This is a genomic window from Photobacterium minamisatsumaniensis (genome assembly GCF_050336695.1).
GTDB lineage: Bacteria > Pseudomonadota > Gammaproteobacteria > Enterobacterales > Vibrionaceae > Photobacterium > Photobacterium minamisatsumaniensis.
The window spans coordinates 108,851-121,502 of record NZ_JAKJSI010000026.1 but is presented as its reverse complement, the minus strand read 5'-3'; the positions used below and the strand labels follow the sequence as shown (position 1 = coordinate 121,502).

Below are 12,652 nucleotides of genomic sequence, written 5' to 3'. Positions count from 1 at the left end.
CATTTAGATAGAGACTATTAATCAAACCAATTTACTTTTATTATTCAGACTCAGTGCTTTATGCTGAAGTGATACTACAAGTATTAATTCGCCAGCGCCCAAAGCAACCATAGTGCACACCAGTAAACAGTACCCATAAACAACTGATATAAAACAAATAAATAACACCTTTCATCAGTGTTGCATATGGATGCAACGCAGTATAATACTCTAAATGTCTTTGATAAATGTTCAGCTATGGGGCGCTGGGCCTCAACCTCGATGTTTTTAACGCTCCAAATTCAATGGTATAATCAAAACGTTATCTTGAAGTTGGTCTAGTCTATGCTTGAAAATCTGCAACAAATGGTCATCCTTGCGACTGTAGGTCATGAACAGAACTTTACCCGAGCGGCTGAACGTCTTGGTATTTCGAAATCTCAGGTCAGTAAACAAATTCGTTTCTTAGAAGAAAGAGTTGGCTGCCAACTAGTACAACGAAGTACTCGTACGGTGGCATTAACTGATATTGGTTTGCAGTATTCTGAATATGGTCAGCAACTACTGGACACGGTTAATGAAGCTGAAGCACTTGTTGCCGGGTATAGAAATGAGGTGAAAGGTGTTTTACGGATAGGTATTGCGCAATCATTTGGTAATGTACATATCACATCGGCACTTGCTGAATTCCAGAAGCTGCATCCAGAGCTAGAACTTGAAGTCAGTCTATTCGACCACCGCCCTAACCTACTTGAAGAAGGTTTTGACTGTTGGGTTGCCATTCATGAGCACCCCCCAGAAGGTATGGTTGCAAGACGATTAGCCGATTGCCACTTTGCCGTTGTTGCTTCACCTGCGTACCTTGAGGAGCACGGCACACCAAAGTTACCGGGTGACTTACGCCAGCATAACTGTATAACTTATCAAAGCCGTGAACGTAAATACGTTAACTGGGAATTTACTCGAGATGGTGTGCACCAGTCTATTCGTGCTCGTGGAAATTATCGCATTGATAATGCACCAGCCGTGCTTGATGCTGCAAAGTCTGGGTTAGGCATTGCCTATTTGGCAACGTACTTGATTAATGATGAGTTCGATTCTGGTGAACTTGTTCAATTACTGCCGGAATGGAAGGCTGATGTTGAACTGCCCATTTATGCGGTTTACCCACGAAGAAAGTATCTGGCGCCAAAAGTACGTAGCTTTATTGATTATATGGCTGAACGTATGTCCGTTCCTCCATACCGGACACCAAACCCTGCCGTTTCAAAATAATACCAGTCTGGATAAGTAATTGATCTAAGTATTACGCACTCCTATCTCAGTAATGCAGTTGTGATTCGATACAGATCAGCTAAACCTTAAGTAGACGTAGATTGTTTAGGTTTAGCTGGTTTACATCATGTGCAAAACAAGTGTTATATCTATAAAAAAAGCCATTCTCTTAAGTGCTGTTGCACTTATTATCTCCGCCTGCGGAAGTGACAGCGTAACTAACGGTAATATTGGCACATCCCCTCCGAAACAGCAGACAGGATCTAACGTACCTGATGCGCAAGTTTTACTGACTCAATTACCAGAGATGCGAGCCACCGTCTTTTTCCCAACGAAGCAATATGAACTGACGCCTAATGAATATTTACTGATAGATCCAATTGCGGTGAGACTACGTCAGCATCCAGATAGTTATGTACTCATTGTCGGCCATGGCGATGATTTTTCATCTGAAGAAGAGAACATCGCGCTCTCTTATGAACGTGCATTTACTGCTGCTATCTATATTTCATCGGTGTTTGGTATTGAGGAAGAAAGAATACAAATTATTGCAGCAGGGAGTTCTGAACCACATTCCGAGAACCCAAACGAGCAAAATAAGCGGGTTGAAGTCATTTCGCCCAAAGGAATTGTAAGAACGCTTAACCCTAACGGTAATCAGAATTTTTAATAAGCGTAAAAAGCAAAAATGAAGAACAACAGTAGCAATACTTGCTGTTATTCTTCATTCACGAAACAAACGAGTGTTACGACTTTTTATGTACAGGTGAAGCGTACATCTGTTTCAGAATGCTGATAACACCTTCTGGTAAGTCTTGATACTTTTCTGAGAAGCGCTGTTTTTCAGACTCTGTCGCAGACTCGTGTTCTTGACCAGCAGCAATGTAGTTCGCTGGATATAGGTGATAGTTCGCAGTGATTTGCGTATCAATGACTTGGGCGAGTTCGTCTGGCGTTTCAAATCCATTTTTAATTACATCGCCAAAACTTACATTAATGCGTCGTTTCTGTCCTACGATACCTTGGATAATACTATCTATATCTTCAAACTCACCTTTTTCATAACTACCCTCTGTCGCTTTCTGATAGAGCTCTTTTGCTTTTGCTATATCACATGGGTCATTTTCGTAAGAAATAGCAACAGGTACGATGTTCAGCTGTCCCATGAACTCAGAAAAAGACAGTTTTCTTTTGCGTCCTTCCATAAAAAACATTTTTAAAATGGCCGGATCTGTTTTGTCGTTACCGTCTTTTGCTCGCCCTTCTTTTTGAGCAATCCAAATTGAATTTCCCGTTTCAAGCGAGTGAGAAATGTAACCAGACAACAAGCCTAAGGTTTTCATCATCTCGCGCGGACCTTTTGTAGAACGCTTAACGATAAAACTCTTATTCAAACGCATTAACTCTGTTGCACAAGGCTTTTTTAATAAGTTGTCACCGATAGCAATGCGTACAGTTTCAAAGCCATTATTAAATAAGCACCAGTTCACCATCGCTGGATCCATTGCGATATCGCGATGGTTAGAAATGAAAAGGTAAGATTTCTTTGGATCAAGCTTATCCAAACCTGAATACGTTACACCGTCACAAGAGTGGTCAATTGTTCCTCTCATGTATTTAGCGACTTGCTTTTGAATATCATCAACGGTTTTAACGTTAGACCACTTCTTAAGCAGGAAACGTTTGATGATTGGCGTTAAAAACCAGCCAAACACACCAGATAACTGGGGGAAGCGGTAGTTTAAAATGGCATTAATAAATTCTTGATCATTAATCAACCGCTCAATCGCCTCACTAACTTCGTCATCATTATATGGGCGTATTTCTTTATAAATGTCGTTATCTGTATGCACTATCATGATTCACATTAATTTAAAACTGCGACAGTTTACGCAGGTTTGTTGTTTTACCCAATGACCTAACCCCAAGATATTGGTGGTTGGAGGTCTTACCAGTAGTTATAGGTTTGATTTCAACCACTTTACAGTCACTTTCAGGTTTTGTCTGTTGTTCGACTAGCAATTTTATCTAATTATTCATCATTTATGTGTTTAAAATTACCCTATTATTGACGATTGAGCCAAAACAGCACACTATGTGCAGGCTTTTTTGCTAGAGACTCGTTATGAAACAAGCTATCGATTTTTCACATAATCATCAAGAATTCTTAAATGTCGGCTCACGACGTAAAAGCATCAATACCTTTATGTTTATCGTTACAAAAGGTTGTGCATTTATTCGTCTAGGAAAAGACGAATTCACCATTAAAGCTGGGCATGGTTTTTTGATCCCAATTGATTGCCTTCACGCCATTACTATTTTACCAGGAACAATCTATAACAAGGTTGAATTCTCTGCACGTCTAACGTCCCCTATTTGCAAAGAGGCTGGCTTCTTTCGAAAGAACCCACTAATTAGCGTTGTTCTAGACGAGTTAGCCAAACATTATAAACGTGATGGTCACGTAGCGTTAGCTGGAACGACTGGAAACTTATTACGCGTTCTAACTGATCAAGTTGCGGCATTAAAGGTTCAGACTAAATCCACCAGCCCTGAACTAGCCGCAAAATACCAACCGGTATTATCTAAAGCGCTTAAAGGTGACAAGGTAACAGACAGAGCGGCTTCGGACGTGTTGAGCCAGTATACAGGCTACTCCATGAATGAATTACAAACATGTATTTTAATGCGAGAGGCACTAAAACTTTCGCGCTCTGGGCGAAAAACAGATCAGATTGCTGAAACACTGAATGTCGATGCAGAACTGTTATCAGCGATGGCTAGGCCAATTTTGGGTCACGAACTCTAATGCCAATGCTAACTCCATTAAAAAAGCGACCTTACGTCGCTTTTTTAATGTTCATTCGTTACTGAAATGGGATTTCAACCTGTATAAAAACATCGTCTAAGTCACCGTCATCATGCCAGCGATAATCAAATCGAAATCTCGGTGAATTTCTATCCTCGCCACCAATGCCAAAGCTCATATGTAATCCATGCTTTTTAATCCATTCTTTAGCATCATCGAATGTCAGTATATCTTCATCTTCATACTTTTCAGGAATCCAAACACCAATACCATAAAAGCTATTTGATGAATTCGTAGACATCACAGGGGAAGCATGATTTCCAGTCCAATTGTCCCAGAATGATTCATCCTGTTCGGCTTTATATATAAATGTAGCATCTATATCTTTATTAACGCGATTATTATCGCTAAAACCACTATTGTAAGGCGCACATGATGTTACAGTTTGCTCAACACCCACAACCGGTGCCAGTTGTGGTATCAAAGTGTGCTCATCGCATAGCGGTACTGCCGTTAATGACAGCCCTACCATTAAATAGGAGTACAACATTCTTCCTTAACCCCTATAGGTCCCTAACTTATACGACTATCGATAATCAATGAAAATCTAATCCCTTCATTTTATTAGCTTCTATTTGTCTGAATTGTACCACTGCTCTTTTTGCAACATGTTAGCTACTTTCTCAGTCGTTAAATGTGATATCGCGCAGAGATTTTTAATGTTATTACGAATATCTGTACTGCGAACTTTCACCGTTTCAGGACAAGCTAGCACCTGCCATCGCGACAAAATTTCTTCCGCCTTAAAAAACTTACCAAAACTAATGAAATTATCCGGCCCAATAACAAATGTAATGTTTGCTTGTGGGTATTTTTTCTCTAACGCTTCTAAGACTGCAAAAGTAGTAACCGCCTCGTCCCCCGTTGCAATTTCTTCTTCTAACCGAGAGAGAATAACGTTACCTTGGTTTATATCGGCAGCAAAAGCAGAAACTAATGCACAACGGTCATTATAATCAAGCATCTGTTTACCCCAAGCATGGCTAAAGCTTGGCAGTAATAGCACTTGGTCAAAATGCTTCAGACGCTCAATCACCGATTTATGACCAAGGCTAGGTGGATTAAATGCACTACCAAACACTGCAATTGATGTTGTCATAACAAGAATGCCCTTTTTTTATACCATTTTGCTCTAAATTTAATTTAATTGTCGTTAGAGGATTGATCCTGCCTTAGAGTTATCGCATGATTTTGCAAAAGGTTTAATGTATTAATGAATGTTTTTACATTAAGTTATGCTATTTGGTTAGAAACTGGGCAATGCCCTGAGGATTCATTCACTATGGAACAGTTAATTCGCGACGAAATGCGCGTTTTACCTCTTATTGATGTCGACTTTGAAATTGAGCGACGCATTGCTTTCATCCAAAACAAACTTAAGCAATCTGGATGCAAGTCTCTCGTACTAGGTATTAGCGGTGGCGTGGATTCAACGACTTGTGGCCGTCTAGCGCAACTTGCCGTAGAAGGTTTGAACGCTGAAGAGCAAGTAAACAATTATCAATTCATTGCTGTCCGTTTACCTTATGGCGAACAACAAGATGAAGATGAAGCTCAGTTAGCATTGTCTTTCATTAAACCAAGTCACTCTGTCAGTGTGAACATTAAAGACGGTGTTGATGGTACACACGCAAGTACACTTCTCGCCTTAGAAGGAACAGGCTTAACGCCAGAGTCTCATGCAACAGTGGATTTCGTAAAAGGTAATGTAAAAGCCCGTACACGAATGATTGCTCAATATGAAATTGCCGGCCTTGTTGGTGGACTCGTCTTAGGTACCGATCATTCAGCTGAAAACATTACGGGCTTTTACACCAAGTTTGGTGATGGTGCCTGTGATTTAGCGCCTTTATTTGGCTTAAACAAACGCCAAGTCCGTCAACTTGCAGATAAGCTCGGCGCACCAGATCTGCTCGTTAAAAAAGTACCTACAGCTGATCTTGAAGAATTAGCGCCGCAAAAGGCAGATGAAGATGCATTGCAAGTAAGCTATGACCAAATCGATGATTTCCTAGAAGGTCGCCCTGTTGATCATGTCGTATCAGAGCGTCTTGTCGGTATTTATAAGAGAACACAACATAAACGTCAGCCTATCCCAACAATTTATGATGACGAATAAGCCAATGACTGTGGTTTAAAGCAATTAAATAAAGGGGCTTATCTGCCCCTTTATCTTAACTAAGACGCTTCAGAGTAACGGAGTAGATTATCAAGCTCCCACCAAATAGCTTCGCACAACCCTTTACGGTATACCGCCTTTCTAAAGGCATCATGTTCTTGCTGGTAAGTCACAAAGTAGTTTTCAGTGCTTTTTAAGCTTGCACGCACATTCGCTAAGCGGTCACACGCTTTAATAATTAAGGCTATACGTGCAGCTTCTTCAGATGTCTCTAAATTCGATAAACGTTGGTTAATTTCTTGCTTACGTAAGACCCTGCTTTCAATCTTACTATCCGATATATATTTCACAGCATCAGCAACAATAAAACCAAAGTCGACAAAGAGTTCTTCAATGCTCGTAGAGGTGTCTTCAACAACATCGTGCAACTGAGCAACTATCTTGGCATCAGTACCAAACGGACTCGCTAAATGCGCTACCGCTTCAAGGTGAATAAAATAAGGTACATCTCCGTACATTTGCCCTTCATGCTTAGTACGCGCTAATGTGCAAGCTTTCAGATAACGGTTATTCATCCTTGCCCCCCATAGTATGTAAACCTGTCAGTATGATAAACCTGTTGTAGCCAATATATGATTGCTGAGCGCTTAAAATGCCCATAATGAAACAAACGAATTAAGCACTATAACTAAGATTCTATTTCAGCAAGACGAGATTTACTAAGAGGAGGGGTTATAAATGAGATTTATTGCACGATTTGTTGCAAAAACAGGCACCAAAGGATGCCTGTTTTTAATTATTTCATCGTTGAACGGCAGCTTTTATTCTGAATCTGATTCAGCTTCTGCTTGATTTTTTTTGGCTTCAGCTTCGCGGATTGCATCAGCAACAATCATTATTGCCTCTCCACTACTAATACCCTGAGCCATTAACTCATGAATTTTGTCAGCAGCTTCTTGTTGCTGAGCATGCGTCAATGTCGGCGTATTATTAAACATATGTCATCCACTTAAAAAAGAGTCGGTATTCTAAGGATTTCACTGGCTATTGTCACTGATTATATCAGTCGCCACCTTTCTCTATCCCGGCCGACCATCTTCTCTTGGTTGCGTTAAAATAGGAAAATACACAACACTAAAGATACTAAAAGCAATCGCCCATAAGCTCGCGGATACTACATACGCATTTATGGTTAACGCTGGCAACGCCACAATAACAACCGTTCTCACCAATGTTGAAGCAATTAAAGCTACGAACGCAACAACGATAATGCCTTTAATTTTTAATGCCCGCCCAGTATGGCCTAGTGAGACCCTTGAAATCATCGATAAAATCATGCACCCAATGCCACCCACTGTGAGCACATGTAGCGCGACACTGTAACTTATAGTGTTAGTGGTAAAATGAATAGCAAGGAGAATTAGCCCTGCAATCATTGAAGCATAAGCAAAATGCAGTGACCATAATAGCGGCACACGCAATGTCGATAATGAACGCCAGCGGATAAAACGTACTAAGTGCAGTAGCGCTGTTACAGTTAATAGCAGCGGTAATAACCATTGGTTGATAGTTTGAGGAATAGGTAATAACACCGCAGCTAACAATAGCCAGCTAGGAATCAGAGAAGCATGCTCTATCCATTTGATCCGAGTTATTTGTTCTGTATCCGTTCCACGCCATGTGAAAAATGGAATTACCCTTCCTCCAACAACAAGTACAATAACGGATATCACGATGACGGTAGCAAATGATATCGCTCGAATATCACCGTCTAACCACCCAAGTGCAATGAAGTGAAAAGCAGCATTTAGCGCAGTCATCAATGCAATCATAGGTGCAAAAAATAGGTTGTTCCATTGACGACGAATAATTATCGGCTTAGCTAAGTAATAGGCCGATATAGGCATCCATAACAAATCGACAACCATCCACAATGCACTTGGTGAGCCAAGCAGCAACCCTAGCCTTGCAACGACCCACAAGATGAATACGAATGCTAGCTGCCATCCCCTTACTCCAGGATTCCCCGTCCAATTTTGTACTGCTGTTAACAAAAAACCAATGATCACCGCACCAGAGAAACCAAAGAGCATTTCATGGCTATGCCACCAAATCGGATTGCTGTACATATAGTTGGCAGCTTCAACGTTTCCAGCCCAAAATAGTGCCCAAAGCGCCATAGCAATGACAGAAAAAATGCTTGCGCCAAGAAAGAATGGTCTAAAAGCGAGTCGGAAGATAGGAACGATTTTTTGTTCCTTTTCATTATCAAGTATTTGCATCATGGTTAGTTACCACCTCTTAAACATGTATAAATAATACACCTTATAAGTTGCAAATAAAACACATCTTTAAAATTAAACCTTTTAAAGGCCTTTTCTAAAGAAGTTAAAAGCCTTTAATAGTCTGGGTAATCAACAGGACGCGTAATAGTTTGAATATCTAGAATGGATATCTCCCCCTGCCAACGACTTTCAACCAAACCAACACTTAACCAATATCGACCATCAGGTAAGTCGACCTTTGGGATCGTCGTCGGTAATTTACCGTCAACATCCTCGGTCCATAATGGTGTCCAAGAAGTATCGTTCAAATCATAAACGCCCATTGATAATACAGGTGATGGGCAAGCACGATTAGGTAAACCACTGCGCTCAATCCGCCAGTTACGGCTATCAATCCAACCAATTCTTTGCTTAGTACTCGGCGCGGTTAATAATACCCAAGTGGTAAATGACTTTTCACCGTCCGCATTTATGGTTAACTGATAAAGCCCTTCACTACTCGCCCTTTCTAAACGCTTCGTTTCAATAGAAAAAGTACCGCCTTTAAATCGCTTTGGCGTCGAAGAAAGTATCCTTTGTTCTGGCCAACGTACGAAATCTATCGATGTTACCCGAGACTCTGATGCACCTTTTATAACTAGCTTTGGCAAAATCTGATTTTGACTTTGAACCATCTCTCGCTGAATGACCAAGTTGGATAGCCATGTCGGTAGTGGCGACTGATCAAGGCTGTGGCCACAGTCTTCAGTGATGGCTAATTCAAGCAAACCATTGAGGTTATTCACCTGCAATGATGTTGGGCTTTGCTGCCAAGCTTGTACCATTGAGTCAAAACTTTGTGATGTTTTACCCTCTAATAAGTTTTGGTGCGCGCTAGTAAAAACATCTTTATGAAGAAACCAACTCGCGGCAACACTCGGCGCATAGAGCACCGAGTGAAGGATGAGCATGGTCGTTGTCGCAGTTGTTAGCTTAAACATTACTACGCTGATTTCATCCGGTAACCAACTCCACGCAATGTTTCTATTTCAATGCCAGGTAATTTCTGACGTAGCTGTAGAATATGCGTATCAACAGTACGGGTTGTTGGGTAGTGATTATAGCCCCATACCTGATCAAGAAGTTCATCACGCGTAAACACGCGCCCTGCATGTTTAGCAAGGAAAACAAGCAATTCAAATTCTGTTCTTGTCAGTGTGACGTTGTCACCTAACAACAAAACATCACGACTATCTAAATCGATAGTAATATCACCTACTTTCACAACATTCGCTGCTGGCACTTCAGCCGTACCAGTACGAAGGTGCAAACGGATTCTCGCCAAAAGTTCTTCTTCTGCAAAAGGCTTCGTAAGGTAATCTTTTGCACCAGAGTCAAGACCAATCACTTTATCTGATACCGATACCATTGCTGTAAGCAAAATAACGGGAACATTTTTTATCTTTAGCCAATCTTTCAAATAATTTAACGAGTCACCTTCAGGTAGCTGGCGGTCTAACACAACAAGATCAGCGTCAGACCAAAGGTCGGCGACATTTGTCGCACAGTCAGCGTACAGGCAGGTATAACCAGCTTCTTTCAAGCTCTCGAGTAAACCATCAGCAAGGTTGCGGTCATCTTCAACCAGTAGCAGAGTCTGATTCACACGGTATCTCCAATATAAAAGTTGTTGGAGGACCAATTAATTTCATTCGTCCCCCCATTCTTCGGATCATCGATTCAACAATTGTAAGGCCAAGCCCTAAGCCTTTTTCACTAACGAAGGGCTTTCTTAATCTCGCCCAGTCTTTCGTACCAAGCTGTCCGTTATCTGAAACGCTTACAATCAATTTTCCATTATTGAACGATGACGTTAATGTCACTGGCTTTACGCCATATTTATGGGCATTTGATAACAAGTTATCAATACAGGTGCCCAACCAGTATATGTTTACATCAACAGGACGATCTTCAGCTAACTCTAAGGTTACCTCATACGGTTCTGATAAGTATTCAACCCACTCATTAAATGAGTCAACATGTTGGACACTTAGTTCCTGTTGATTTGCTTGTAAGTAATCTTTACTTGCCTCTGCAAGTTGTCTTAAACGCCTTGAATCTTCGGTTAAGCGTCTAAATTCATCATATAGGCTTTCAGGTAAAGCATCAAAGTTGCGTCTGAATCCTTCTACTGTCATAGCCAAGCTAGCAATTGGCGTTCTTAATTCGTGAGTGAGTATTTGAAGAACGAGCATACGTTCTTGCATCGCTCGTCGTCTATTACGCCAACGGTATAAGCCCCAACCGATAAGCAAGCCAACGTTCACAACTAAGAGTCCAATCAAAAGATAGAGTGTTAAGTGTGATTTATCTTCTTCTTCCCAGCAAATATTGCCACTTTTAAGCAAACAGAAACTTGTTTGGTTTAAGCGTGTGAAATTCACATCAAATTCGCTTAACGCTAAAGACCAATTTGGCTGACCATAAACTGAGTATTCGTTACCATTTCTTATCCATAACTCACCGTTCGATATAAACGCTTCAGCGCCCGCAATAAAGACCTGAATTTCATCAGAACTCATCCTCTGTAGCCGCCCTAAAATGGTATTTGTTGGGGCAAGCGTACGTTCTTGAATATGCTGATAACCATCAAGGGTCTCTTGCATATCGGGATACTTATCTAAATAGCGTAATGCATAACTGCCACCACCTGGATGGATATACCCAGCTCTAGCAAACCAGCCAATGGGTAAAACAGAGTTATTACACAGCGCCCTTGTGAACACCAGTGGCTGAGTCAATAAGGGGCTAACAGGCCATGGACCTTTACAGGTCGTGGCATTTTTGTACAACCGCTGTATCGATTTCAACGGGTATGAAGCTGATTGTGGTAATAAGGATGAAGGTACAAGTAACGAAGTTGGAAACTGACTTTGCAGCTGCCTGAAGTCATAAGTCGCCAAAGCTTCACTGGCTAACAATTCTGAGCGAACGCCATTTAGTCGTTCAGGCAAATTTTCAGCCTGAACGGAACATGCTCCAGTGAGCAGCAGTGAGAACAATAGGACATATTTTTTCATACGAAAGAGTTTATCACTCAACCTCCTCTCTTTGTCAGCTTATTGTCATTCCCACAATAAGTTTCTATTCACCGTAAGGTTAGCCCAACATGACACCAGATAAACCTCGACCAACGTCACACACCAAACACTAAATTAACAAATAAGTAACATTCATCTTGCGAATTGTGAAAATTGTACACATATTATATACAGATGATGAACAATAACCCCAACAAGATGATTTGAAATAGCCAACCCGCTTGCTTCTACACATACACAACGACGTCTATTTGTTCATCTTAAACAATTTTGAAAATTTAAGTGGCCTACTTTTTGCTAATACAATTAATTACAACTAATCATAAGGATAGATAAATGAAGATAATGATTATCAACCCCAACACGACATCGTCATTTACTGACACCATTCGTAAATCGTGTGAAAGATACATTGGCCATGATACCGAACTAATTGTGACCAATCCTAATGAAGGTGTAGCAAGTATTGAAGGCTCTAGTGATGGTATACAGGCTGCTTATCACTTATTAAATTTAATTAAAGCCAATAAACACGAAAATATTGATGGCTATGTACTCGCTTGTTTTGATGACACGGGATTGCAAGCTGCAAGAGAGATAACCTCGGTACCAGTTGTTGGTATTGGTGAAGCTTCGCTACATATCGCGAACCTAATTAGTGCCCGATACTCCGTGATAACGACCCTACAACGTTCCGTTAGTATTCTCGAAGATAACGCCTCTAGCTACGGCTTAGACAAACGCTGCAAGGGCATTCACGCTGTAAACCTTCCTGTATTAGCCCTTGAAGAGAAAGCATTAGCCTTTGAAGCAATACTTATACGCAGTAAGGAAATACTGGAACAAGATAAGTCAGAGTGCATCATCCTTGGATGCGGCGGTATGTCTGGAATGGCCGAACCACTTAGTGAAGCATTAGGTGTACCTGTCATCGATGGTACTGCTGCTGGTATCAAGTTAATAGAGGCATTAGTTGGCATGAAACTGCAAACAAGTAAATCCTGTACATATGGCTACCCAAATCAAAAATAACAAAAGCCAAATC

14 protein-coding genes are annotated in these 12,652 nt (G+C 40.9%); 5 read left to right on the top strand and 9 right to left on the bottom strand.

Annotation, left to right across the window (positions count from 1 at the left end):
* Positions 1 to 324: 324 nt before the first annotated feature.
* Both L4D78_RS14960 and L4D78_RS14955 read left to right on the top strand, forming a co-directional pair.
* The gene (locus L4D78_RS14960) at positions 325 to 1,254 is read left to right on the top strand and encodes a LysR family transcriptional regulator (protein ID WP_428467664.1); all 930 of its coding nucleotides are present in this window, start codon (positions 325 to 327) and stop codon (positions 1,252 to 1,254) included.
* A 127-nt stretch (positions 1,255 to 1,381) separates the two neighbouring features.
* Positions 1,382 to 1,924 (top strand): OmpA family protein, encoded by a 543-nt coding sequence (locus tag L4D78_RS14955; RefSeq protein WP_428467663.1) that lies wholly within the window; start codon positions 1,382 to 1,384, stop codon positions 1,922 to 1,924.
* 76 nt (positions 1,925 to 2,000) lie between these two features.
* Here L4D78_RS14955 and L4D78_RS14950 read toward each other — a convergent pair whose 3' ends face one another.
* Positions 2,001 to 3,107, bottom strand: a complete 1,107-nt coding sequence (locus tag L4D78_RS14950) for a 1-acyl-sn-glycerol-3-phosphate acyltransferase (RefSeq protein WP_428467669.1) — start codon at positions 3,105 to 3,107, stop codon at positions 2,001 to 2,003.
* 272 nt (positions 3,108 to 3,379) lie between these two features.
* Between L4D78_RS14950 and L4D78_RS14945 the strand changes: the two genes are divergently transcribed.
* On the top strand, positions 3,380 to 4,063 hold the full coding sequence (locus tag L4D78_RS14945) for a hypothetical protein (protein ID WP_428467662.1): 684 nt from the start codon (positions 3,380 to 3,382) through the stop codon (positions 4,061 to 4,063).
* Between the two features lie 58 nt (positions 4,064 to 4,121).
* Here the strand turns inward: L4D78_RS14945 and L4D78_RS14940 are convergent, their stop codons facing one another.
* Both L4D78_RS14940 and L4D78_RS14935 read right to left on the bottom strand, forming a co-directional pair.
* The gene (locus L4D78_RS14940) at positions 4,122 to 4,613 is read right to left on the bottom strand and encodes a hypothetical protein (protein WP_428467661.1); all 492 of its coding nucleotides are present in this window, start codon (positions 4,611 to 4,613) and stop codon (positions 4,122 to 4,124) included.
* Between the two features lie 81 nt (positions 4,614 to 4,694).
* The gene (locus L4D78_RS14935) at positions 4,695 to 5,222 is read right to left on the bottom strand and encodes a nicotinate-nicotinamide nucleotide adenylyltransferase (protein ID WP_428467660.1); all 528 of its coding nucleotides are present in this window, start codon (positions 5,220 to 5,222) and stop codon (positions 4,695 to 4,697) included.
* A gap of 183 nt (positions 5,223 to 5,405) precedes the next feature.
* On the opposite strand from L4D78_RS14935, the gene nadE reads away from it, so the two are divergent.
* Entirely contained in the window at positions 5,406 to 6,242 is an 837-nt protein-coding gene (gene nadE / locus L4D78_RS14930) for an NAD(+) synthase (RefSeq protein ID WP_428467659.1), read from the top strand.
* Between the two features lie 59 nt (positions 6,243 to 6,301).
* Here nadE and L4D78_RS14925 read toward each other — a convergent pair whose 3' ends face one another.
* From L4D78_RS14925 to vxrA, 6 genes are all read right to left on the bottom strand, one after another.
* The gene (locus tag L4D78_RS14925; protein ID WP_428467658.1) at positions 6,302 to 6,817 is read right to left on the bottom strand and encodes an HD domain-containing protein; all 516 of its coding nucleotides are present in this window, start codon (positions 6,815 to 6,817) and stop codon (positions 6,302 to 6,304) included.
* A gap of 246 nt (positions 6,818 to 7,063) precedes the next feature.
* Complete coding sequence (locus L4D78_RS14920) at positions 7,064 to 7,240, bottom strand: YoaH family protein (protein ID WP_428467657.1); 177 nt, start codon at positions 7,238 to 7,240, stop codon at positions 7,064 to 7,066.
* An 81-nt stretch (positions 7,241 to 7,321) separates the two neighbouring features.
* On the bottom strand, positions 7,322 to 8,527 hold the full coding sequence (locus tag L4D78_RS14915; RefSeq protein ID WP_428467656.1) for an NnrS family protein: 1,206 nt from the start codon (positions 8,525 to 8,527) through the stop codon (positions 7,322 to 7,324).
* Positions 8,528 to 8,640: 113 nt separating this feature from the next.
* Positions 8,641 to 9,507, bottom strand: a complete 867-nt coding sequence (locus L4D78_RS14910; protein WP_428467655.1) for a DUF2861 family protein — start codon at positions 9,505 to 9,507, stop codon at positions 8,641 to 8,643.
* A gap of 2 nt (positions 9,508 to 9,509) precedes the next feature.
* Complete coding sequence (locus tag L4D78_RS14905) at positions 9,510 to 10,172, bottom strand: response regulator transcription factor (protein WP_428460531.1); 663 nt, start codon at positions 10,170 to 10,172, stop codon at positions 9,510 to 9,512.
* Entirely contained in the window at positions 10,147 to 11,586 is a 1,440-nt protein-coding gene (gene vxrA / locus L4D78_RS14900; RefSeq protein WP_428467668.1) for a sensor histidine kinase VxrA, read from the bottom strand. The genes L4D78_RS14905 and vxrA overlap by 26 nt, the downstream gene beginning before the upstream one ends.
* 357 nt (positions 11,587 to 11,943) lie before the next feature.
* On the opposite strand from vxrA, the gene L4D78_RS14895 reads away from it, so the two are divergent.
* Positions 11,944 to 12,639 carry an aspartate/glutamate racemase family protein gene (locus L4D78_RS14895; protein ID WP_428467654.1) on the top strand — a complete coding sequence of 232 codons (696 nt, stop codon included), beginning with the start codon at positions 11,944 to 11,946 and terminating at the stop codon, positions 12,637 to 12,639.
* Positions 12,640 to 12,652: the final 13 nt, after the last annotated feature.